This is a genomic window from Paenisporosarcina sp. P4_D4 (assembly GCF_056401835.1).
The window spans coordinates 42,242-65,628 of record NZ_JBFUIO010000002.1 but is presented as its reverse complement, the minus strand read 5'-3'; the positions used below and the strand labels follow the sequence as shown (position 1 = coordinate 65,628).

Sequence of the window (23,387 nt, the reverse complement as noted above, 5' to 3'; positions counted from 1 at the left end):
CTCACGGAAGACCCTTTACTACTTTCATATTTCCCTCTATTCACGGTTTGAGACAATCTATTCGCAATTCGCATATAACAGTTCCAATCCACCATCCGAGGGTGACGGACAAAAAACCACCGACGAGGGTGAAAAATGCATAACCTACTGCTTTTCGTTGCTGTCCATTCGACCAGCTTTCAATGAATTGAACGGCAAAAGTCGAAAAGGTTGTGAATGCACCTAAAAAACCAACTGTCCAAAATATGAGCAACCAGCTCGTTTCCACGGCTATATAAAGGGATAAGCCCATCAAGAAGGAACCTGCGCAGTTAATCAACAGAATTCCTTTCATACCTTGGATTTTTAGGGAAATGGCATATCTCAACATAGCGCCAAAACAACCACCAAGTACTATTGAGAAAAGTGTCATTTACATGCACCTCCAAACTTATAGCCTAACGCGGCTGTAACAAAACAAGTCAATGTCATGCCAAGACCATAAGCCATTGCCAACACAAAATGATTTTGCATTAGATCTAGCCATTCCGCAGAAAAAGTTGAAAATGTAGTAAATGAACCGAGAACTCCTGTTGTCCATAAAACGGAAGCGGTTTTTCCGGTAGTGGCAGCACGTCTTGTCAACCATCCCAAAACGAAACTACCGATTGGATTTACTATCCATAAAACAAGCGTATCTGGCGTTGTCAACATCACGCTATAGCGCAATAATGCACCAATCATTCCACCGATGCCCACTAATAAAAATTCCTTCATACGATTAACACGCCCTAACATACCCTCTTATGGTTTTAATGTTAACGTATGGGAATCTTGTATGTCACCATTTACCATCGTTTCATGATAATCTCCTTCAGCCCAGTCATTCACTTTGATTATGGAACCATTTTGATTTCATATGACCGCTTTGACCAGGCCCTACGATGTGATGGGCACTTGATAGGTCCTTCATATCTGCTACAAAACGCCRAGAAGCCCCGTGATCAACCGAGCCATCTGCAGCAAACCCTGCAGCTTGAACCGTAATATTGGAACCACCAATCGGCACATGTGATGGATTCAAGAAATAAGCAAAAATTGGTGACGCACCTGCTAATGGATGGTCAAATGTGAGTTGGTGGTAATCTCCCCACTTCCAGTCATCCGAGTTTTTGCCAAACTCCTCCGTAATAGAAGTGACGGCCGTTTCAAATGAATCCATCATCCACTTATCCACCCCTCCTTGCTCCTTCACCCATGCCCCTTCTTGATTTTGGAAACTTTCACGCATCATGGCATCCGTAATATTGCCTTTCCCTGCCAATAAATCGTAAATATCTTTTGGCATTTGATCCTTGAATAGAGWGGCAGGCAACTGTTTGATCCATTTATGGAAAACGAGAGGTGCAGCAGCATCAACTGAGTCCACTTGATCCCATTTTTTTAACATATCCGTTATATCATCATATTTATTTTCTTTATCCATATTTTCAACGGATGCAACCATCTCTTTTAAGAACTCTCGTGCCTGTAGATTATGTTGATCCATTTGAAGTGCCATCATATCTTCCTTCGTGAAATCATCGCCTTCTTCCAATACTTCCGCAATCCGTTCATAGCGGTAGGATTGAGCCCAAAAGTCGGTAATGTGATAAGGATACGAATTGTCTACCACTTGATTATTTGCAGTTGCGATATACCCTTCATCAGGATTCACAACAGTCGGTAGTTCATCATACGGAACGTACCCTTGCCACCCGTATTCCTCGGAATCACCTGGTACTGGCAACTGGGCATCCCCCGATTTTCTAATCGGAATACGACCATTCGCTTTGTACGCAATGGTTCCATCTTTTCCTGCAAAAACAAAGTTTTGTGCGGGAGCATGAAAATCCTCCAATGCCGTTTCGAACTCATCCCAATTAGAAGCCTTGTTCATATTCAGCACGGCTTGTAGTTCCCGCGTGGGCTCCAGTGCTGTCCATTGCATGGAGAACTGCGCCGTTGGTTCTTCTTCATCAAACATGACATTTGAAACAATTGGGCCATGGCGGGTAACGACAACTTCGAAGTCAACCGTTTCACCATCTTTCACTTTAATCGGTTCGTTACGAACTTCAGCCTGTTCCCATTTTCCTTCATATTTGAATTGTGTTGGGTTCTCAGGATTTGGTGTTTCGATATAAAGATCTTGAACGTCAGGGCCAACGTTCGTTACACCCCAAGCGATTTCGTCGTTATGTCCCAAAATAATGCCTGGTATTCCCGCAAAGATGACACCGCTTACATTTTGCTCTGGTGACTGGAGATGCATCTGATACCAAATGGACGGCGTGCTTAATCCTAAATGCGGATCGTCCGCAAGCAATGGAAGGCCCGACTTTGTTTTATCACCGGAAACCACCCAGTTATTGCTACCATTGAATTCGTTAGGAATAACAGTAGGGTCAAATTGACCTGCAACTGTTACTTGGTTCTCTAAATTTGCTGCAATAATCGCCGGTTTATCTTCTGGATATGTAATGAATAACTCACGAGCTTTATCTTCAGGATAGTTCCCCAGTGCCCAGTGGCGAACAGCTAAACTCGACCAATTTCCGCCAAGATCATACGCCATGAATTTTCCGATTGTTAAAGAATCTACTTCTGTCCAAGACTCAGGCTCATATCCCAGTAATTTAAACTCAAATGACAGTTTGCCTTGCTCGCTCGCCTGTTCCATGTACGCAYTCACGCCCTCTGCATACCAAGAGAGCACTTGCTTTGCGTCTTCGTCATATCCAGCCCAAGAATCTTTTGCAGCTTCTCTCAAACTGAACGTACGGAAGAACTGGTCTGTTGTTACCGCTGTTGCACCCACCACTTCGGATAAACGACCGCTAGCTTGCCGTCGCGCTAAATCCATTTGAAACATGCGATCCTGTGCTTGCACGAATCCTTGGGCCCGATATAAATCCGCATCACTTTTCGCGCTGATATGAGGTACCCCTTGTTCATCACGGGTAACCGTTACTTCCTTGTCCAGTACATCCACTGCCATGTTCCCTTCAATTTGCGGTTCAGATTTACTGAGGTAGGCATTCAAAAAAATGACTACGGCTAAAAGAATCAGTGCTATGCCGCCGACAATCCAAGCAATCCACTTTCCTATCTTTCTCTTCCTCTTCACTTCTTTCTCCCCCTGATACTTTCTTACTATATTATTTCGACTGAGACCAAAAAAGTCCTTTCAAATAAAAACAAGTGGACATGACCTGTCACAGTCCATTCCACTTGTAGTATTTCAATAATTCTTCGCACAGATTGTCTCTTTAGTTTAACGGAATGAAAGAAGCCTCTAATCCCAATGGAATTAGAGGCTTCTTCATTTATTCATTTTCGCCTACAATTTTCACTTCAAGATCTAATTCGATACCGAATTGTTCTTTTACTTTCTCTTTGACCATTTCAATTGTTTGGATATAGTCAGTAGCAGTGGCATTGTTTTTATTTACAATAAAGCCTGCATGTTTCGTCGACACTTCAGCTCCACCAAATCCTTTGCCTTGCAACTCGCAATCCTGAATAAGTTTCCCAGCGAAATAACCTGGAGGACGTTTAAACACACTTCCTGCTGAAGGATATTCCAAAGGTTGTTTAGATTCACGTAAATGTGTCAAATCCGCTATTTTCGCATCAATGGTCAGTTGATCTCCACTAACTAAGTCAAATTCTGCAGATAATACATAATAGCCTTTTTTCGTAATCACACTCATGCGATAATCCAACTCAAGCTCATCTTTCGATAAGACCAGCTTTTCCCCTTCATGAGTCAATACAGTACACTGGAAAATAACATCTTTTATCTCTCCACCGTATGCGCCCGCATTCATGGCCATTGCACCACCGACTGAACCTGGGATACCACACGCAAATTCGAGACCTGATAAGGTTTCTTTTGCTGCCGCTTTAGATACATCAATGATATCAGCACCGCTTTGAGCATATACACGCGTACCATCAATTTTTATTTCATTTAACTTAGACAAATTCAAGACAATTCCACGTACTCCACCATCTCGGACCACCATATTGGATCCATTCCCTAGCAAAAGCATGGGTATCTGTTGTTGATGGGAATATGACACAACAAAAATTGCTTCTTCTTCGGTAGTCGGAGATACAAATAAATCGGCCCGGCCACCCATTTTTGTCATCGTGTGCAAGTAAAGTGGTTCATCTATTTTTACACATTCGTGTGAAATTTTTTCTGTTAAATCGTCAAACCAACGCTGTTTAGTCATGAAAAGCCAAATCCTTTCCCTTAACTCTTTCCATTACATAGTATGCGTATTGGCGATCTATTTGACAAGTAATTTTAAGATAACCATACTTTTGACCACTGTTCGATGTTGGCAATTGCATCTTTCAGCCCTTTTCCTTTATCTGTCAAAGAATATTCAACTTTCACAGGTACTTCGGCAAAAACATGTCTCTTAACTAATCCTTCTTTTTCAAGTTCTTTCAAGCGTTCGGAAAGAAGACGTCCGCTAACCGGCAAAGCTGATTCAATTTCGTTGAATCGMTGAGGACCTTCTAATAATTGATATAAAATCAAGCCAGTCCATCTTTTCCCGATGAGTTCCATCGCTTTTGATAAACGTGGGCATAATGTAGTTTCTTTCATTGAAATCACCTCTATAGTTAGTCATTATAACGTAAATAAAAACCCACGTAAACCATACAGTAATTTAATTACCTTTTAATAGCAGGTTACTTTTAACAACTTGATTTTAGAGGGATAAATATTGTCGTTTATTAAAAAAAATAATTATCTTTAATTCGAGATATTTTAATTAAGAACTATTGACATCGAGATATCACCTGCATATAGTAGTTTATAGAAAACAAAAAACAACATGGAGGAATAAAAAATGAAAAATTGGAATGTCGACGCAGCTCACTCAAGTATTGGATTTTCTGTAAAACATATGATGGTATCAAAAGTACGTGGAAATTTCGGTGATTTCGGTGCAACTGTAGTAGCGAATGAAGCAGATTTAACTAATGCAAATATTGCATTCAATATCAATGTGGCAAGTATTAATACAGGTAACGAAGATCGTGACAATCACCTTCGTTCAGGTGATTTTTTCAATGCTGAAGAGTTTCCGGAAATCAAATTTGTGGCTAACAATATCTCGAAAAATGGCGACGAATATGAAATTGCTGGAGATTTAACGATTAAAGACATCACGAAACCGGTTGTCTTTGAAGCTGAATACGAGGGTAAAGGCACAAACCCATGGGGCCAAGAAGTAGTTGGATTCACAGCTGAAACGAAAATCAACCGTGAAGATTTTGGTTTGACATGGAACCAAGCGCTTGAAACTGGCGGTGTATTAGTAGGAAAAGACATTAAAATCACTGTAGAACTTGAAGCAAATCCTGCTTAATTGAAGATGAAAAGCACCACTCTAACTCGACGCCGGCTCTGGAAGGTTGATTTGAAAGCCTTCTTTGTGCGAGTTTGCGCTTGGAACTAGACATGAGATAACGTAGAAAAATTCTAATTCAAAAGAATGCAAAAGGAACTTCTCTTCATTCGAGAGAAGTTCCTTTTTTAATGCAGCCATGTTTGTTTTCGCAATTCAATTGCAAGCTCCGCCACTACGGCTTGGCTGATTAGAAAACCTTGGATTTTTTGAGCACCCATATTTTTCAATAAATCGAGCTGTTCGAGTGTTTCTACACCCTCCATAACGGTAGTCATCCCAAGATTTCGAGCAATGTCCAAAATCCCTTGTAAAATCACCAGTGATTTGTCTTCTTCTAGTTCCATTTTCACGATAAAGGATCGGTCTACTTTTAGTTGTTGGATAGGTAAGATTTTTAATATTGATAAAGAAGAATAGCCGGTTCCAAAATCATCCAGTGCTGTTTTGACACCTAAATTGTTTAACTCGGTCAAAATTTGATTGGCTAGTTCACTATTTTGTACTGCCACGGTTTCCGTAATTTCAAAAATTAATCGCTGTGCAGATATGTTAGCTTCGTGAATAATGGATTTTACATCATGTAAAAAATCGGGATGCATCATTTGCCTGACGGAGATATTGACAGCCACTTGAAAATCTTCGTGTCCTTCCGCTTCCCAACGATTCAGTTGTGCCGTCACTTGGCGCAAAATCCATTTTCCTACAGGAATAATCAAATCGCTTTCTTCCAATAAAGGAATGAATTCCACAGGGGACACTTGTCCAATAGTTGGAGACTTCCACCTCAACAAAGCTTCATAGCTCGTTATGTTTTTCGTAGATAAATCATAAACCGGCTGATAGACCATGAAAAATTCATTGTTGGCTAACGCATGAACCACATTGTTAGCAATCAAACGAACACGCTCATTTTGATTGGCAAGTTCCTGAGAGAAGAAGACAAAACGGTTTCCGCCTTGTTTTTTTGCTTCTTGTACTGCAAATGTTGAATCTTGCATCATTAGATCTGGCCAGTCACCTAATTGAGACTTACGAATCCCGACACTGAATGTTACCCACATACTTTCCGTTGAAGATAATTCGATGGGCACTTCCATTAATTTTACTAGTTCAAGTCCCCTGGTTCGTAATTCTTCTTCCGAATGAGCGGGTACAAGCAGAACAAATTCGTCTCCGCCAACTCTGTACAACTCATTCTTGCCGGCAAATGCCTGGATTTTTCGACTTGTCTCAAATAGCACTCTATCACCCAACTGATAGCCATTTCGTTCATTTATATCTTTAAATCGATCTAAATTGATAAAGTACAAGGTGAACCTTTTAAAATTCTGTGGGTTCAATCCTTTTTTTAAACGTTCTTCTAACACTACCCGATTTGGCAAATTCGTTAATAAATCACGTTTCAACATGTTTTCTTCACGTTGTTCATTACGTTTCAAATAATAGAGAATGCTACAAAGAAAGATAATTGCTAATACTACAATCATCGTATTACGCCAAAAAATGGACGAAATTTGCTGAACAGTCTTCTCTTTATAGGAGTCAACTACAAATGTCCAACCGCCACTAGTATGCTGATACATAACATAATGTGCTTTATTCTCGTCTATTATGATGGTCCCTTGTCCCGTTGCGTTGATTTGGGACAGGACTTGAGATCCATTAGGTACAGCTGTTTCAAAATCATGATTGGAATTAGAGAAAATCACTTGATTCTCTCTAAATAAAAATAATGTCCCCGGTAAGTTTGAATCTGATGCGATCGCACCAACTAGATTGCCCATATTGAATACTCCAGAGAGTACGCCAATGATATTGCCGTCTTGGAATACAGGAATTCGGACTGCACTTACCAACTGTGTGGAATCTTGATAGTAAGGAAATAATTCACTAAAGACCAGCTCCCCCTGCAAAGCACGATCAAAAGATTCTTGTTGATTCACTTTAAAACGAGAACCATCTCCCGCCAACACTTCCCCTTCAGGAGTTATGAAACCTAGTGAAGAAAAAAACGGCATTTTTTCACGCTGATTCTTCAGAAACTGAACGATGTCTTCTTCTGTTTTAAGTAACGCTATGTAATCAGCTATCAACTCAAGCTCGGCTACACGTTCATTTGAGAACTTATTTGTTTCATCTGTAAAGTTATCAAGTAATAAACGATTTTCTTTTTTTACAGTTTCTTGGACAAACTCTTTTGAAGATTTATAATTAAAAATAGTTAAGGTAACAACTGTCAATAAAATGATAACCAACAAAAAATAAGCTTGTACTTGTCTATTTGACACATTGTCACCTCCCATATCTATCCCAATCCATTCGTTTCCCAAATGTTGTATATAAATTCCAAATGTATGCAATATTCATCTCCTACATTATTGTCGATTAATGTCGGAAGATAGTCAATGTTTCTCTGATAGATTAGTATTAAAATTGGGTATTACTAACTAATTTTAATGATACGAAGGGACGACATACACTTTGAAGATTGAAAGTTCATCATCCACACAATTTTTCCAATTGATTCGTTCACTCAAATGGCCTATAGGCATAACTATTTTCGCGGTTATTTTGGCCTTGGCTGAAACGATAACCGGATTAGTCATTCCCTTAGTTACAAAAAACTTAGTCGACTCTCTTACTACAGCTATTTTCGATTGGCGTTTAATTACCTTGTTATTTGGTGTCTTTATTCTGCAAGCTATTGCCGGTGGAGTTTCATACTAGGCCAAGGATTATCATAAGAAAAGCTGTTCTTCTCTATTTCAGGGAAGAACAGCTTTTTGTTATTTTTTCAATGTCATGGTCACTTCACCTTTACCGTCTGAAGCTTTAATCACTGCATACGCTCCATTGACGAAAGTCATCTGCGGCGGCACATGACCGATATCAGCATTATAGATAATAGGTAAGTTTGTCGATTCTGCCAACCTTTCCATTGCATCAAGCGTGGTGAATCCCCCAACCTCCTGACCTGCTGGTGTGCGTCCAAAAACGATTCCGGATGCATAATCAAACCAATCCGTTTGCTGCATTTGCATTAGCGTACGGTGGAAATCTGTTGCGGACATATCACAGTTCTCAAGGAACCACACGATTGGTTCATTTGCCAAGTATGTTTGCTGGAACGTTTTCACGTCTCCGTAAGGTGTACCGATTAAATGGCGAATGGTATCCATGCAACCACCGAGAAGGCGGCCTTTCATTTCTACCGGCCGATTGTAAACTGTTTCCCACTTCGTCTCAGTATCAAGATTAAAAACGTACGGTTTTGGTTGTCTATCATGAGACCATTCAGATTGATAGTTGAGAGAAGAAGCTTGATGGATGATTGCTCCTTCTTCAGCAGATAGGACATCCAAAAATCTACTCGTAGTTGGATCCCATTCGTCACTTCTCACGTCGACGAAGTTCGTTCCGTGTGCGGTTGCAATACCCGTTTTCAATGTCAATGCGAACTACAGAGTACTTGTATCCGAATAGCCAAGAATCCATTTTGGTTGTGCTTGCTCCCACTCAATAAGCGGCAAAATCTCCTGTAGGATTTCCCCTCCCCATGGAGGGATAATTGCGTGGATATCTTTGTTTTGAAGCATCGCATTCAGTTCTTTCGCTCGCTTTTCTTTCGTTGCTGAAGCGGCTTTATGCTGTGTCCACACCGTTTCTCCGATTTCTATATTATAGCCTCGATTTTCAAACTGTTTCTGGCTCTGATGAATCAAGTGGTGAAGTATTTCTTCAACGCCGGAGGAAGGAGCAGTGAATCCTATAGTCTGTCCTGGTTGAAGAGCATTTGGATAGCGAATCATGGTTGTCACCCTCTTTGTAATATTGAAACTATTTTACTCGTAATACGTATCATTTACTACAGGGGGTTTGTAAATTATGGATTCATTTATGTTTTCTGGACTCGGAACAGGCATTTTCTTTACATTTTTCATTCTCATTTTCACTTTAGTAATCGGGACTTTTATTTTTGTCATAATCAAAGGAATATCTCAATGGTCGAAAAACAATCAATCACCTGTATTGACCGTACCAGCTGAAGTCGTAACGAAACGCACTGAAACTTCCGGCGGTCATGGAGATTCGTCTGCAAGCACGTGGTATTACGTGACGTTTCAAGTACAAAGTGGAGATCGAATGGAACTGGGCGTTGATGGCTCCCAGTTTGGGTTACTAGCCGAAGAAGACTTGGGGATGCTCACTTTTCAAGGATCGCGGTTTAAAGGGTTTGAGCGAAAGAAAAAAGAAGAGTAAAAAGAAAAGGATTGGACACAATGTGCCCAATCCTTTTTGCATGTTAAACTGTTACTGTCGCCAAACGAGTTGCCACAGCTTTCACTTCAGCCATTCCATCTGCAATAATTTGTTCTGCACGGTCTGGATATTGATTGTGCCCTTCAATAATGACTTCTTCAATATTAGTAATACCGAAGAAATTCATGATCATACGCACATAGTTGACGCTCATTTCAGATGGTGCCATTTCTGGTGTCGAGTAAACACCACCACGTGCATTTAAAATAATGACTTTTTTATGCGGTACTAAACCAACTGGTCCATTTTCACTAAAGCTGAATGTTACACCCGCACGGTAAATGTAATCAATGAACGTTTGTAATGGAGCTGGAATCGTTTTATTCCATAGTGGGAATGCGAATACCACAACATCCGCATCCAAAAAAGCATCCATTGCTTTATTTGCTGCAGTCAAAATACGTTGTTCAAGATCGTTCAACGGTTCAGCTTGAGCTGATTTTGCCATCGCATCAAAGAAATCCTGACCGAAATAAGGCATATCTTCCTTAAATACATCAAATGTGTTGATGTTCAATTCTTTTGCATTAGTCACTTCATTTAAAAATACATCGTGCATTTTACTTGAAACGCCTTCTGTAGAAGGACGGTTATTTGCTTTTACTACTAAAACATTCATATGGAAGATCTCCTTTTATTAGAAAGTTATATATCTTAAAATTATTTATCTTTAATTCGAGATATGATGCAATTTTAAAGGAGAGCATTAGAGAAGTCAAAAACTCTGCTCTCCATTTTTCAGATTTCACAATTGTCATCTTTGCATATGCCCACATTGTCTTGTCCCAATTGTTGAAGCTTGGTAGAAATACCTTCTTCTTCTGCTACTTTTCTTAACGCTTCGGCAAATGCTTCAGTAGGTTGAGCTCCGGAAATTGCATATTTTCGGTTGATGACGAAAAACGGCACGCCTTGCACACCAAGGGACATACCTTCCTGGATATCTTGATTCACTTCAGCCTCGTATGCATTCGAGGATAATATTTCAGCAGCTTGCTTACGATCTAAGCCGATCTCCTCTGCTAAATTTAACAGTACTTCATGTCGGCCGATTTCTTGTGCTTCAATGAAGTATGCTTTAAGCAAACGTTCGCTTACTTCAGCCGGTTTGCCTTGTGCCTCCGCCCATTTCGCCAAACGATGAGCATCGAACGTATTGGCTTCATTAATACGATCAAAATCATATGTCAAGCCTACCGTTTGTGCTTGTTGACTAACCGAAGCTGTCATTTGTTTCGCCGCTTCAGGAGTCGTCTGATACTTCTCGGCAAGCATTTCATATGTCGACTTGTCCGAGATCGCTGGCGAATTTGGATCCAGTTCATACGCTTTGAATTGAACATCGATATTGTGAGCCAACCCGGTAGTAGCGATTGCTTCTTCCATCCGACGCTTTCCTATATAACAGAATGGACATACATAGTCCGACCATACTTCAATTTTCATTCCATTCACCTCATGGTTATTGTAGTGCGTTTGGATAGGCACTGCAATTTTTCTGCTCGCCCGAACTTATGGTGCGGTTCTTTTTGTTAATGTGCTAAAGTGTTTCTTAAAGGAGTGTTTTTGACCATGATTTTACGGGAAATTGTTCGAAAACGTCGTACGGTACAAGATCAATACCCATTCAACCTTCCTCTTATCGAGGCATTTGAATCCCTCAAGTTCACCCATCCCGTTACCATACTTGCAGGTGATAACGGCTCCGGGAAAACAACGTTGCTTGAAGGTATTGCGGCAGCAAGTGATAGCATCCTGATTAGCGGTGAATATATGGAGCAAGATAAGTCGTTTTCACACGCTTATGAACTGGCTGATGAGCTCAAATTGATTTGGTCCGTACGAACCCGCAATGGTTTTTTCTTCAGGGCATCCGATTTCATTACCTATACAAGAGAGCTCGCCAATATGCGGGAAGAAGCGCGAATTGCCATCCAAGAAATTAAAAAACGGAATCCTCATAGCCTTGAAGTATTGCCCTACGCACGTACATATTCTGAGCTTCGCCACTTATATGGTCAGGGTCTGGATAAAAGGTCGCACGGAGAAAGTTTTCTTGATTTGTTCCAAGCAAGATTCAAACCTAATGGCTTTTATATTTTGGATGAGCCTGAAGCACCTTTATCGCCAAATAAACAACTTACATTCCTAGCCTTATTACATGACATGGTGAAAGATGGTGCCCAGTTCCTTATTTCAACACATTCTCCAATTGTCATGGCGTATCCAGGGGCCACAATACTCGAAATTAACGAAAATGAACTGACACCCACAACTTTTAATGAAGTGGAGCATGTTCGTTTGACAGCAGATTTCCTGAAAGAACCGAATCGATATTTACGTCATCTTCTGGAACTTTAGTATGACTACAGAGTCAACGCATGGATAGTTTTCTGACGTTCTTGCCCAAGAGTCAGACTGAACAACCATTTATCTTTCTCGCAATTTAAAAGCCGATTCCCTTAAGGAATCGGCTTTTATACTTTTCTTATTCACTTAATGCTTCTGTTAATACAGGAACAACTTGTTTTTTACGTGATACAACACCTTTTAATAGAGCAACGTTATTGATGAAGGGAACGCCAAAAGCTTTTTCTGCTTTTTCAGCTTGTGCTCCTAAAGCCAAGGCAACTGAATCGTTGTTTAAAATATCTGTGACAACGAAGAAGAACAAGTTAAGTTCTTTTTCAGCAATTTTACGGTAAATTAAATCTTCCAATTCTGCTTGGCGGCTCATTACATCATTGACATCAACTGCATTTACTTGTGCGATTTCTACTTTGTATTTACCCATACCGAATTCTTTTGCATCGAGTGTAAGTAAATCTTCAAGTGTCTTGTCGCTTAAATCTGCTCCAGCCTTCAACATCGCCAAACCGTACTCTTCTGCATTTACGCCTGCAAGTACTTCAAGTTCTTTTGCTGCCGCAATATCTTGAACGGTACAAGTTGGTGATTTAAATAGCAATGAATCTGAAATGATTGCTGATAGCATCATGCCCGCAATGTTTGGTGGAATTTCCACACCATTTTCTTTAAACAGTTTATTTAAAATCGTAGCTGTACATCCAACCGGTTCTGCACGGAAATACAATGGGTCTGCTGTTTCAAAGTTCGCAATACGGTGATGATCAACAACTTCGATTACTTGAACATCATCAATATCATCTACACTTTGTTGTTTTTCGTTATGATCGACTAAAATGACTTGTTTTACATCTGGTGATGCTTTCTCAATTAAAAGCGGTGCTTCAAAACCAAACTTGTCCAAAGCAAATGCAGTTTCATTTTGTACATCGCCAAGACGGACCGCTACTGCGTCCATGCCTAATTCACGCTTCAAATGAGCGTAAACGATCGCCGAGCAAATTGAATCTGTATCTGGGTTTTTATGTCCTAGTACATATACCTTTTCCATGTGTATCCTCCAATAATTCAAACTTCACGTTTTTTATTTTATCATACCTATTTCGTAAACAAAATGGCTCCAATCTCTTCTTTATTGACTAGTAAATCTTGCAAGGTGTAGCCATCCAAAACAGCTAGGTACGCCACCATTGCTTCACGCAATACTCTTCTCAATTTGCAAACGGGGGTGATGATACATTGGTTTGTTGCACAGTTGAAACATTCTACTAAATAAAAATCGTCTTCTGTTTTTCTTACGACTTTTCCAATATTTATGGATTCAGGATGGAGAGCCAGACGTATTCCGCCTCCCCGCCCCCGGATTGTTTCTATATATCCGTGTTTTCCTAACTCATATGTGACTTTCATTAAATGATTTTTTGATATTCCATAGGCAGTTGAAATTTCCTGTATGGTCGATAGTTCCGATTTTCCTTTCGCCCCCACATACATCAAGACGCGGAGGGAAAAATCGGTATACATTGTCATTCGCATTATTTCACCGCTCTTTCTTCCTACATCATTATAGCTATTATGTCTTTTCCGTGAAAGAAATGTGTCTGAAATATTAAAGATGTATTTTATATATTGCTTTAAGAAACAGGCAGGCGTATGGTGAAAGTATCAAATGATGAAGGGTAGGAAACAAACATGTTATCTTCTCAAACAATCGCTATCGTAAAATCAACTGTCCCAGTTCTAGCTGAGCACGGTCAGAATATTACCACTGTTTTTTACAAAAATTTATTCTCTGCACATCCAGAGTTGCTGAACATATTTAATCATGCCAATCAAAAACAAGGACGCCAACAAACAGCTCTTGCCAATACTGTTTATGCAGCGGCACAACATATCGACAATTTAGCTGTCCTTCTTCCGGCAGTCAAACAAATTGCACATAAACACCGTTCACTAGGTGTAAAAGCGGAACACTATCCGATTGTAGGAGCACATCTATTAGGTGCAATTAAAGAAGTGTTGGGTGATGCAGCGACTGACGACATCATTAATGCTTGGGGAGAAGCTTACGGCGTTATTGCAGATGTATTCATTCAAGTCGAAAATGAAATGTATGTAGAAGCGGCTACACAATCCAATGGTTGGAATGAGTTCAAAGATTTTGTCATCGTAGATAAAGTAAAAGAAAGCGATATTATTACTTCCTTCTATTTAAAACCGGCTGACGGTTCAGCTGTCACTACGTACCAACCTGGTCAATACATTACGGTGCGTTTATCCATTCCGGGTGAAACATATATGTTTAATCGTCAATACAGTCTGTCACAAGCACCAGGGAATGAAACATTCCGTATTTCCGTGAAAAAGGAAAGTGAAATGAATCCAAATGGTAAAGTATCTTGTTACCTGCACAACACTGTTGAAATCGGAGATCAAATTGAAGTAAGTGCTCCGGCGGGGGATTTCTATTTAAACGTCGATAGCTCACAACCTGTCACTTTAATCAGTGGTGGAGTAGGCATTACGCCAATGATGAGTATGTTGCAGACGATTTCAAAAAACTCACCAAGTCGTCCTGTTTCTTTCCTACATGGAGCGAGAAATATGTCATTACATGCATTTGACAAGGAAGTTCATACATTACTATCCGTGATGGAAGATACGACTTATGCCACACAGTATTCCGATAATAATCAACTCATCACAAAAGAGTTCTTAGCGGAAAATGTACTTGCAAAGAGTGATATTTACGTTTGCGGTCCAGTACCATTCATGAAAGCAGTCGTGAATAGCCTTTATGAGTTAGGCTTCTCTGAAGAAAATGTACACTTCGAATTTTTCGGGCCGGCAGTTACTATGGAACCAGCTCACGCATAAAACAAAAGGCAATGTTTAACTTTTACGGTTGATTTTAATAAAAGAAGGAATCTGTGCCCTTTCCGCAGACGCCCCACAAGTATGTGGTTATCATACTTGTTGGCTCATGCGGAACGTGCGGCAAGAGCAAATGTACGATAATATACCGTTAAACAGAACCAAAAAAACAAAGCTATCACCAAACTGCGGTGATAGCTTTGTTTTTTTGTATAGCAGAAATGAAATCAATGGACAGTTCATTGAATCTTTCCGGTTGATCGATATTGCAGACATGACCAGAATCTTTAATCTTAATTAGTTTAAATTCATCATTCCGTCTCACCAATTCTTCAACCGGCGGTATAAACAAGTAATCTTCTTCCCCCATTAAAAATAGAGTCGGAATGGCATTCGTTTTCATTTGAAGCCTTGTTAAATAGGGATTGATCAGCTTGGTTAACGAAAACCATTTGATAAATTCTTTTTGACACATCTTTTTTGCTTGGTTAACGAAAACGAGTCGGGATTCTTCATGTCTTTTCTTTGGCATGATAATCCAGGCAAACAATTTATACAACAGCATATATGGGATGAAGCGCTTCGTCACACGTCCGGTCCAAAGTAAAAGCTTAGTTCGGATATCTAGGCGGATAACGGCCCCTCCTAAAATCAGCGATGAGATTCTCTCAGGGAAACGTTCAGCCATTGTTTGGGCAACGATTGTCCCAAGTGACATGCCAATCACATGTGTTTGTTCAATATTCAATTCATCAAGAACATCTTTCACTTCTTCGGCAATATGGGCAAATGAATCGCCTTTTTTCCAACGGCCGCGAGCTGATTTACCATGACCCCTAAGATCAATTAATAAGATGTTGTGTTCTTTTCTGAATTCCCGTATTTGTTTATACCATATGGAAGAACTTCCTCCTGCGCCGTGAACAAATGACACCCACGGTGCATCAGAAGAAACGATGTATGTTTTATAGTGAAGCACTGCATTCAAACTCCTCTAGCAATCTCTTTCCTCTATTAAACCATCGTACACTTCTCCCATTCAACAGATTCGTGTATTTTAATATGTCCACATGCACCATTTTCCGATATCAACGAAGCCAATTCGCTTATAGATTGCACCTGCAGCGGGGTTGTCATAAAACAGACACAACATTTTATTTTCTTCTAGCAGCTCTCTACAAAGCTTGGACATACAGTAAGTTGCGAGCCCTTTCTTCTGATAGTCAGGCAATGTCCCTACCCCTACAATCATGGCAGACTGACTATTTTCAGCTGTACTTGAAGCTGAACTTACAATGACTCCATTATTTTTGATTAAGTATGCACGGGCCAGACCTTTTTCCAGTGATTCTCGTTTATTCTCAACGCTGTAATTGCCTTCTGAAAACTCTGGGATTGCTTTCATTTGCGCGATGATTGCACGGGCATCATCCGCTTGAGCTTTTTCCAAGTTGACGTCAGCAGGAATTGCAGGCAGGTGTTCTACCGTCTCACATTTTGCATAATAGAGAACGCGAGGTTTTTTAGGTTGAGTTTTTATGTAAGGCGCTAATTGATTCACCATTTCTTCAATTCCCGATAAATAGCTGAAGGATAAATCTTTATTAATAATATTGGCAAATCCTTCTGCATCGAAAGCAGCTGGTGCATACACAATAAAGTTTTGATCGTATTTTAATAAAACGCCTCTTAGATCCCCTTTTTCATTAAAGTCACCCCAAAGCGTCTGAATGTTTGAATGGAATCCATGCCCTTCAATATCCCCAATAATAAAAACATTCTCTGCAGGTTTTTGACCTACGAAATCCATCGTTATTTGACGATCGGCTTCAATCAATTTTCTAATCATTTATATCACTCACTCCTTAGGACTTTAGATACTGTTTAAAAACAGGGATATTATAAATTTCAATATTTTTTTACATTTTATAGGCGATATTTTATTTTTTTAGTGATATAGTATGAATATAGTATGAATTTAGTAGTGATTACATTAGATGAAAATGATATTATTATACTAATCTAAACACATTTCTTTTGATACAGAAAAGAGGTCAATAATGGTAAAGAAACTGGAGAAGAAGTATATTCCACTAGCAACTTTTTTTGAAGAGGCTAAACAAAATGAAGTCACCCTTACATATACAGCAATCGAAAATATTGTCGGTCAACAATTGCCAAACGCAGCTTATTTAAATAGTAGCTGGTGGAAAAAGACGAAACCTCCTGCATCTCATTTCTTGGCGTGGATTGACTCAGATTATACAGTAAAACGCATTGACTTAGGTAGAGCCGTAACTTTTGTTAAAGTAACCGAAGCATTCGATTACGATCCTTCTTCTTCAAATAAACCCGAAAATATTATGATTATACGTCCCGTAGACTTGGACGATGCACGTGCAATCATTCGTCTGTATCAAGATATTGATGCAGAATCGAATTTTATGTTATTTGGAAAAGATGAACGGAAAATGACCGTCCAGTCCATTCGCAAACGTATCGGTGAGTGGAAAAAATCCGCAAACTCCGGGATGTTTGTTGGCATTCTAAATGGCGAATTCGCTGGTTTCGTTGCATTGATTGCTGGTCCGGCACCCCGGGCGCATCATCGCGCTTCGCTAGTAATCGGTGTACGACAAGCGTATTATGGTCAAAATGTGGGGACATCATTAATGAAAAAAGCAGAGACTTGGGCACATGAAGTTGGGATAACCCGCTTGGAACTGACAGTCGTGGAGAAAAACGAACGTGCCATGGGACTATATAAAAAAATGGGTTATAGCATTGAAGGCAACCGTCCTAACTCATTACTCATTGATGGAAGTTACGTAAACGAGTTTTATATGGGTAAAAATTTTTAAAAGAGACATCGTGGAGGATCCCACGATGTCTCTTTTGGTTTATTTTCCTGTGTTAGAGAATTGTTTGATACGTGCTCCAATTTCGTCACGCACGAGTTGGAATACCACCCATTTCTCATCTTCAGTTCCTTTAGCTCGGGCAGGATCGTCAAAGCCCCAGTGCCAACGAGTCACATGAGGTGGAGTCACGGGACATTTGTCATTAGCGTCACCACATAGAGTAACCAGGAAATCTGCTTTGTTCAAAAGTTTTGGGTCGATAACATCTGATGTTTGGTTGCGAATATCGATCCCGATTTCATCCATTGCTTTAATCGCATTCGGATTAAGACCGTGAGCTTCGATGCCAGCAGAATAAACTTCAAACTTGTCACCTAAGTACATATGACCAAAAGCTTCTGCCATCTGTGAACGACATGAATTGCCTGTACATAAAAAGTAAAAAATTTTCTTTTCCATCAGTCTCATCCTTTTTAGTGAATTATCGTCAACCATATATACAGTCCTGTTAAAGTAATGAATAGTGTAGGAACGGTTAATAATACCCCTACTTTAAAATAATAGCTCCAAGAGATTTTTACACCTTTTTGATTTAAGACATGCAACCATAATAACGTTGCGAGAGAACCGATTGGCGTCATTTTCGGCCCTAAATCAGACCCGATGACATTTGCATACATCAGCGCTTCCCTCATCACGCCGGATGTATTCGTATCGGCAATGGCAATTGCATCAATCATGACCGTCGGCATATTGTTCATGATTGCTGATAGAATTGCCGCTATGAAGCCCATACCAATCGTTGCTGTATATAGGCCATGACTGGTTGTCCATTCGATTAAATCAGTCAACACTGATGTTAAGCCTACATTGCGAAGACCATATACAACAACATACATACCAATCGAGAAGAACACGATAGCCCACGGAGCCCCTTTGATGACATTCCGTGTGTGAACGGCTTTGCTTTTGCGAGCAATGCATAAGAAAATCAATGCTACTGCAGCGGCAATAAAGGAAACGGGAATATTCAATGATTCACTCAAGAAATATCCAACTAGTAATACACTCAGTACGTACCACGAAATATGGAACATCCGGATATCTTTCAATGCTTCCTTTGGTTCTTTTAACATTTTTTCGTCAAAGTGTTTGGGAATTGATTTACCAAAGAACAAATACAGGACGAGCATGCTTGCCGCTACACTGAATAAGTTTGGTACTAACATCCGTGACGCATATTCGATAAAGCCAATGCCAAAGAAATCAGCTGAAACGATGTTCACCAAGTTACTGATGACAAATGGCAAGGATGTGGTATCCGCAATAAATCCAGAAGCCATGATGAATGGTAAAATCATTTTCTCTTTGAAATCAAGAGCACGTACCATTGCTAACACTATCGGCGTCAAGATTAAAGCTGCACCATCATTCGCAAATAAAGCGGAGACTGTAGCCCCAAGTAGAGTCACGAGCAAAAACATGCGAATGCCACTTCCATTTGCAAAGCTGGCCATATGAAGTGCCGACCATTCGAAGAAACCGATTTCATCCAAAATCAATGAAATGATAATCAACGCTATAAACGTCAGTGTTGCATTCCAGACGAATCCTGTTACATCAATGACGTCCTGAAAATTAACTACACCTACAAGAAGTGCGATTGCCGCTCCAGCCATCGCCGACCAACCAATCGATAACCCTTTCGGTTGCCAGATGACAAAAATTAATGTCACGATAAAAACTATACTTGCTAACCATAAATCCATTTTAGTTCCTCCACTTATTCCTCACACATGACTTTTTTGCCTTCTATAATTAAATCTTCTACCGTACGTGCAGGCGCAGGTAGTAAACTGAGCAAATGTATTAATACCGGATATTGTGGATGACGAACGTTTAAGGACCAAATTGTCCAACGACCACGCTTTTCTTCACTCACAATACTTGCAGCCTTTAGTTTTCGCATATGCTGACTAATTGCCGGTTGCGTCATTTCAAGAAGTTCCGTTAACTCACAGATACATAATGACTCATGCATGAGATACGTTAAGATTCTTAACCGATTTTGGTCACCAATGCCTTTTAAATACTGTTCTAGTGCTACATAGTCCATAAGCATCTCCTCATCCATGTATAATAATACGATTATATAAGCATTCACTTATGTATACAACACTGAAGTATAAATACCGACGTTGATTAGATCCATACAAAAAAATAAGATTGCCAAGGCAATCTTATTTTGCAGAAATCGATTTAATTGTATTCAAAATGGTTTGGGTGAGTATTGCGATTCCGGTATGTAAGCAGTTGTGATTGAATGTCATGTTCGGGTGATGGAGTCCTGGGAACAAATCACAGCCGAGACCTAACATCGTAGCTTTTATATTTGGTTTATATAAGGAATAAAAATGAAAGTCTTCACCACCAGGAGTTTCAATTCGAGGTTGTAAATTATCGGCACCGATTACTTCGCTGATTGCCTCTGCCATCAAATGATAGGCGTCTTCATTCACGATTGCCGCTACCAATCCTTCATGGACAATATATTGGATTTTTACATGATATATTGATTCCACACTTTGAATCACTTCACAGACCTTTGTTCGAAGTGTACGCATGGCATCATTTGTTTGAGCCCGTAAATCAAGTGTGAAGGATGCTTTTCCCGGAATGATATTACCTGTCTCACTTCCGGCTTGTAGTTTGGTCATTTTTACGGAACATGGGATAAGTGGATCCATTCTTATTGCTTGCAAGCCCTGAATAATAGCAGCACCGACTTCAATGGCATTTTTTCCAAGATGAGGTCTTGCCGCATGGGCATCCTCCCCCTGAATAGTGCCTCTTATTAGACCTGCAGCACCATGACAGATGGCAGCTGATGCAGTCCCGTTCGGTATTTCCTGAATGGGCCGAAGATGAACTCCATATAAATAATCAACATTATCCAAAACGCCAAGACTTAATAGTTTCAATGCACCTTGCCCTTTTTCCTCAGCCGGCTGAAAAATCCACTTTAGACGAATACCTTCGGGAAATCCTATTTCTTTCATCGCAAGCAAGGTTCCAACACCCATTGTCATATGTGCGTCATGACCGCATGAGTGATTTGCTTTGAATACGCTATTCACTTCTTGCCAAAGGGCATCCATGTCTGCTCGAATCCCTATACACGTTTCCCCTTCTCCTACTTCAACGACAAGACCCGTGCATTCATCGAATGTTTGAACTGTAAACCCTTCTTGTTCAATTAATTTTTTCAAGTAAGCAGTTGTTCCAACTTCTTTCCAACTTACTTCAGGATGTGCATGCAAATAGTCAAACACTTCATTTATTCTTGCCCTGTGTGACTCATTACTTTCCTTCATACCTTTCACCTCATGAACATGTCGTTTCTAAATACCGTATCCTAATTGGAATGAACTAGTAATTTTTTTTCAGATGAAACCTGTTCACCCCAGTAGATGTTAAGCTTTTTAACAAGAGATTTACTTCCTTACTAGTATAATATAAAAAAATGGCTCGCTAATGCGAGACATTTTCCGATTATATTTGTTCTAGTAATTTCAAGGACTCTCGGTTAAAGGCAGGAATATCATCTGGTTGTCGGCTTGTGACCAATTGATTTTGGCAAACCACAACTTCTTTATCCACATATTTTGCTCCCGCGTACAACATATCTTGAGCAATCGATTTATAGCCCGTGGCATCTCGACCTTCCAAAGTTTTTGCTGTAATCAGTAACTGTGGTCCGTGGCAGATTGCAAATACTGGTTTTTTTGCATCCATGAACGCTTTTGAAAATACTACAAACCGTTCATCCTCCCGTAATAGATCAGGTGAAAATCCACCCGGGATAAAGAGTGCATCAAAGTCTTCTGGTTTAACATCATCGATGCCGTGATCGATCATCACCATCGCTTCCCCTTGTTTGCCTTTCACTTCTTTCCCTGCTTTTTTTTCAATTGTAAATACCTCATGACCTGCTTCGTTAAAAGCTCTCGCGGGATCCATATACTCAATGTCTTCAAACATTTTCGTGATTAAAGTTGCAATTTTCGCCATTTCCAACTCACTCCTTAAAGTTTGTTCATACTAATTATTCCACTGAAATATACCGTTAAACATCTTATCGGTATTTTGAAACCATTGGATGTCCTTTTTCTGAAAAACGATATGGATAGTGAACTGCTTCACCAGAATTCTGAATGCCAACACGCGGACCCACTTCCACTTCTTCACTACCCGGCCCAGGTGCAATGAATAGAGGTTCTTCTGCCCAATGGTGGCCATAGTAACCCATGCCCACTCCCAGTGCTTTTGCAAGCTTACCTGGCCCGTTTGTCCAATTTTTCATCGGGGTTGTCCCCCTAAATTGTTGCATTAAGTCGAGACCTTCAATAGGTTCACCGGCGCGTAATAGCACAGCCTGGGGTTTACCGACAGGTCCGCTCACGATATTCATCAATGTATGTGTGTGCATTTGATAGGTATAAACAAGGCCAGCTTCACCAAACATAACTTCCGTTCTTTTCGTTCTACGATTTCCGAAGCTATGAGCCGCACGATCTTCAGGTCCCATATATGCTTCCGTTTCTATTATTTTGGCCACGACCAAACCCGATGGATGTTGATGGACGATGTATTGTCCGATTAGATTTTTCGCAAGATTAATAGTTGATTGCTGAAAAAAGTCGGCTGATATAGGTTGGAAATTCATGTACATCCCCCTTTCTATTGTTATAGACTAACTATGTTAAGCTATCCTCTTTTTTATCGTACATTTGTGCTGGCCGCTGTTAAACTATATTGTTGATTTCTGTTCCAACGCACTTTCATGTTTCGAAGCTAGCGTAGCGATGCAACGATCTACCATGTTTCGAAGCTAGCGTAGCGATGCAGAAACAGAAACAGGCTGGCGGTCCGCGAGCCTCCTCGCTGCGCTGCGGGGTCTCACCTGGACACGCTAATCCCGCTGGAGTCGCCGCCTTCCACTACAGTAAGTAATATGGAGCATCGCTGCGACGAGTAATCGCAAGAACAAAGACATTGGCTGAATACAGGTCGACCAACGTCTTTCCTAAGGGAAAGTAGCTGTTTTGCGGAATATCAACAGTATGCTTAAAATTGCCTTATTATAATAAACGAATACATTAAATATTATTGAAACGGGGATGATAAGAATGAAAGAGATAATAAATGAAATCAATCAATTTAGAGACGATCGTGGATGGGGAGGCAATCATGATGCACGTAGCCTGGCCATTTCTATTTCATTGGAAGCAAGTGAACTTTTAGAATGCTTTCAATGGCGTTCAGGCGAAGAAGCGATTGCTCACGACAAACAAGCCATCGTGGATGAAATGGCTGACGTGTTCATTTACTTGCTTCAGTTCTCCGATGTAATCGGTGAAGATTTAATGTTAGCGGCTCGTGAAAAAATGAAGAAAAATGCCATAAAGTACCCAATACCGTCTAAATCAGTATAAATCGTCCTTACATA

General features: G+C 40.1%; 24 protein-coding genes and 2 pseudogenes. 7 read left to right on the top strand and 19 right to left on the bottom strand.

What is annotated here, in order from left to right; translation table 11 throughout:
• Nucleotides 1-40: 40 nt before the first annotated feature.
• The 5 genes and pseudogenes from AC1DSL_RS01450 to AC1DSL_RS01430 all read right to left on the bottom strand — a co-directional run bounded on the left by AC1DSL_RS01450 (nucleotide 41) and on the right by AC1DSL_RS01430 (nucleotide 4,645).
• The gene (locus AC1DSL_RS01450; RefSeq protein WP_477530952.1) at nucleotides 41-412 is read right to left on the bottom strand and encodes a fluoride efflux transporter FluC; all 372 of its coding nucleotides are present in this window, start codon (nucleotides 410-412) and stop codon (nucleotides 41-43) included.
• Nucleotides 409-756 carry a fluoride efflux transporter FluC gene (locus AC1DSL_RS01445; protein ID WP_477530951.1) on the bottom strand — a complete coding sequence of 116 codons (348 nt, stop codon included), beginning with the start codon at nucleotides 754-756 and terminating at the stop codon, nucleotides 409-411. Before AC1DSL_RS01445 ends, AC1DSL_RS01450 begins: the two co-directional genes overlap by 4 nt.
• Nucleotides 757-783: 27 nt before the next feature.
• Nucleotides 784-3,148: pseudogene (locus AC1DSL_RS01440) on the bottom strand (penicillin acylase family protein).
• A gap of 199 nt (nucleotides 3,149-3,347) precedes the next feature.
• On the bottom strand, nucleotides 3,348-4,262 hold the full coding sequence (gene murB, locus AC1DSL_RS01435) for a UDP-N-acetylmuramate dehydrogenase (protein WP_016429702.1): 915 nt from the start codon (nucleotides 4,260-4,262) through the stop codon (nucleotides 3,348-3,350).
• Between the two features lie 74 nt (nucleotides 4,263-4,336).
• Complete coding sequence (locus AC1DSL_RS01430; RefSeq protein WP_477530950.1) at nucleotides 4,337-4,645, bottom strand: winged helix-turn-helix transcriptional regulator; 309 nt, start codon at nucleotides 4,643-4,645, stop codon at nucleotides 4,337-4,339.
• 247 nt (nucleotides 4,646-4,892) lie between these two features.
• Here AC1DSL_RS01430 and AC1DSL_RS01425 point away from each other — a divergent pair, with 247 nt between their 5' ends.
• Nucleotides 4,893-5,414, top strand: a complete 522-nt coding sequence (locus AC1DSL_RS01425) for a YceI family protein (RefSeq protein WP_477530949.1) — start codon at nucleotides 4,893-4,895, stop codon at nucleotides 5,412-5,414.
• A gap of 167 nt (nucleotides 5,415-5,581) precedes the next feature.
• Here the strand turns inward: AC1DSL_RS01425 and AC1DSL_RS01420 are convergent, their stop codons facing one another.
• Nucleotides 5,582-7,744: a bifunctional diguanylate cyclase/phosphodiesterase gene (locus AC1DSL_RS01420; RefSeq protein WP_477530948.1), complete on the bottom strand. Its 2,163-nt coding sequence runs from the start codon at nucleotides 7,742-7,744 to the stop codon at nucleotides 5,582-5,584.
• A 193-nt stretch (nucleotides 7,745-7,937) separates the two neighbouring features.
• On the opposite strand from AC1DSL_RS01420, the gene AC1DSL_RS01415 reads away from it, so the two are divergent.
• Nucleotides 7,938-8,183, top strand: coding sequence for a hypothetical protein (locus AC1DSL_RS01415; protein ID WP_477530947.1), 246 nt, complete (start codon nucleotides 7,938-7,940; stop codon nucleotides 8,181-8,183).
• Nucleotides 8,184-8,242: 59 nt separating this feature from the next.
• Here the strand turns inward: AC1DSL_RS01415 and AC1DSL_RS01410 are convergent.
• Nucleotides 8,243-9,265 (bottom strand): annotated as a pseudogene (locus AC1DSL_RS01410) (S66 family peptidase).
• A 76-nt stretch (nucleotides 9,266-9,341) separates the two neighbouring features.
• Between AC1DSL_RS01410 and AC1DSL_RS01405 the strand changes: the two are divergent.
• Nucleotides 9,342-9,716 (top strand): DUF2500 domain-containing protein, encoded by a 375-nt coding sequence (locus AC1DSL_RS01405; RefSeq protein WP_477530946.1) that lies wholly within the window; start codon nucleotides 9,342-9,344, stop codon nucleotides 9,714-9,716.
• A gap of 43 nt (nucleotides 9,717-9,759) precedes the next feature.
• On the opposite strand, the gene AC1DSL_RS01400 is transcribed toward AC1DSL_RS01405, so the two are convergent.
• Nucleotides 9,760-10,395, bottom strand: coding sequence for an FMN-dependent NADH-azoreductase (locus tag AC1DSL_RS01400; RefSeq protein ID WP_477530945.1), 636 nt, complete (start codon nucleotides 10,393-10,395; stop codon nucleotides 9,760-9,762).
• Nucleotides 10,396-10,514: 119 nt separating this feature from the next.
• The gene (locus AC1DSL_RS01395) at nucleotides 10,515-11,222 is read right to left on the bottom strand and encodes a DsbA family oxidoreductase (protein WP_477530944.1); all 708 of its coding nucleotides are present in this window, start codon (nucleotides 11,220-11,222) and stop codon (nucleotides 10,515-10,517) included.
• A gap of 126 nt (nucleotides 11,223-11,348) precedes the next feature.
• On the opposite strand from AC1DSL_RS01395, the gene AC1DSL_RS01390 reads away from it, so the two are divergent.
• Nucleotides 11,349-12,137: an AAA family ATPase gene (locus AC1DSL_RS01390; protein ID WP_477530943.1), complete on the top strand. Its 789-nt coding sequence runs from the start codon at nucleotides 11,349-11,351 to the stop codon at nucleotides 12,135-12,137.
• A gap of 127 nt (nucleotides 12,138-12,264) precedes the next feature.
• Here AC1DSL_RS01390 and AC1DSL_RS01385 read toward each other — a convergent pair whose 3' ends face one another.
• Both AC1DSL_RS01385 and AC1DSL_RS01380 read right to left on the bottom strand, forming a co-directional pair.
• Complete coding sequence (locus AC1DSL_RS01385) at nucleotides 12,265-13,194, bottom strand: manganese-dependent inorganic pyrophosphatase (protein ID WP_477530942.1); 930 nt, start codon at nucleotides 13,192-13,194, stop codon at nucleotides 12,265-12,267.
• 47 nt (nucleotides 13,195-13,241) lie between these two features.
• Nucleotides 13,242-13,679 carry an RrF2 family transcriptional regulator gene (locus tag AC1DSL_RS01380; RefSeq protein ID WP_016429691.1) on the bottom strand — a complete coding sequence of 146 codons (438 nt, stop codon included), beginning with the start codon at nucleotides 13,677-13,679 and terminating at the stop codon, nucleotides 13,242-13,244.
• 156 nt (nucleotides 13,680-13,835) lie between these two features.
• Here AC1DSL_RS01380 and hmpA point away from each other — a divergent pair, with 156 nt between their 5' ends.
• Nucleotides 13,836-15,020, top strand: coding sequence for an NO-inducible flavohemoprotein (hmpA, locus tag AC1DSL_RS01375; RefSeq protein ID WP_477530941.1), 1,185 nt, complete (start codon nucleotides 13,836-13,838; stop codon nucleotides 15,018-15,020).
• A 175-nt stretch (nucleotides 15,021-15,195) separates the two neighbouring features.
• Here hmpA and AC1DSL_RS01370 read toward each other — a convergent pair whose 3' ends face one another.
• Together AC1DSL_RS01370 and AC1DSL_RS01365 are read right to left on the bottom strand one after the other, a co-directional pair.
• Entirely contained in the window at nucleotides 15,196-15,996 is an 801-nt protein-coding gene (locus AC1DSL_RS01370) for an alpha/beta fold hydrolase (RefSeq protein WP_477530940.1), read from the bottom strand.
• 78 nt (nucleotides 15,997-16,074) lie between these two features.
• The gene (locus AC1DSL_RS01365; protein WP_477530939.1) at nucleotides 16,075-16,866 is read right to left on the bottom strand and encodes a GNAT family N-acetyltransferase; all 792 of its coding nucleotides are present in this window, start codon (nucleotides 16,864-16,866) and stop codon (nucleotides 16,075-16,077) included.
• A 211-nt stretch (nucleotides 16,867-17,077) separates the two neighbouring features.
• Between AC1DSL_RS01365 and AC1DSL_RS01360 the strand changes: the two genes are divergently transcribed.
• Nucleotides 17,078-17,878 carry an N-acetyltransferase family protein gene (locus AC1DSL_RS01360; RefSeq protein WP_477530938.1) on the top strand — a complete coding sequence of 267 codons (801 nt, stop codon included), beginning with the start codon at nucleotides 17,078-17,080 and terminating at the stop codon, nucleotides 17,876-17,878.
• 39 nt (nucleotides 17,879-17,917) lie between these two features.
• On the opposite strand, the gene arsC is transcribed toward AC1DSL_RS01360, so the two are convergent.
• The 6 genes from arsC to AC1DSL_RS01330 form a co-directional block, all read right to left on the bottom strand.
• On the bottom strand, nucleotides 17,918-18,337 hold the full coding sequence (gene arsC, locus AC1DSL_RS01355) for an arsenate reductase (thioredoxin) (RefSeq protein WP_477530937.1): 420 nt from the start codon (nucleotides 18,335-18,337) through the stop codon (nucleotides 17,918-17,920).
• A gap of 14 nt (nucleotides 18,338-18,351) precedes the next feature.
• On the bottom strand, nucleotides 18,352-19,647 hold the full coding sequence (locus tag AC1DSL_RS01350) for an arsenic transporter (RefSeq protein ID WP_477530936.1): 1,296 nt from the start codon (nucleotides 19,645-19,647) through the stop codon (nucleotides 18,352-18,354).
• A 14-nt stretch (nucleotides 19,648-19,661) separates the two neighbouring features.
• A complete protein-coding gene (locus AC1DSL_RS01345) occupies nucleotides 19,662-19,994 on the bottom strand; it encodes an ArsR/SmtB family transcription factor (RefSeq protein WP_477530935.1) in 333 nt (110 codons plus the stop codon).
• A 124-nt stretch (nucleotides 19,995-20,118) separates the two neighbouring features.
• On the bottom strand, nucleotides 20,119-21,252 hold the full coding sequence (locus AC1DSL_RS01340) for a M20 peptidase aminoacylase family protein (protein ID WP_477530934.1): 1,134 nt from the start codon (nucleotides 21,250-21,252) through the stop codon (nucleotides 20,119-20,121).
• 178 nt (nucleotides 21,253-21,430) lie between these two features.
• Entirely contained in the window at nucleotides 21,431-21,949 is a 519-nt protein-coding gene (locus AC1DSL_RS01335; RefSeq protein ID WP_477530933.1) for a type 1 glutamine amidotransferase domain-containing protein, read from the bottom strand.
• Between the two features lie 64 nt (nucleotides 21,950-22,013).
• Entirely contained in the window at nucleotides 22,014-22,604 is a 591-nt protein-coding gene (locus AC1DSL_RS01330; RefSeq protein ID WP_477530932.1) for a DNA-3-methyladenine glycosylase, read from the bottom strand.
• A gap of 463 nt (nucleotides 22,605-23,067) precedes the next feature.
• Between AC1DSL_RS01330 and AC1DSL_RS01325 the strand changes: the two genes are divergently transcribed.
• Nucleotides 23,068-23,373 (top strand): nucleotide pyrophosphohydrolase, encoded by a 306-nt coding sequence (locus AC1DSL_RS01325; RefSeq protein WP_016429680.1) that lies wholly within the window; start codon nucleotides 23,068-23,070, stop codon nucleotides 23,371-23,373.
• The last annotated feature ends 14 nt before the right edge of the window (nucleotides 23,374-23,387 follow it).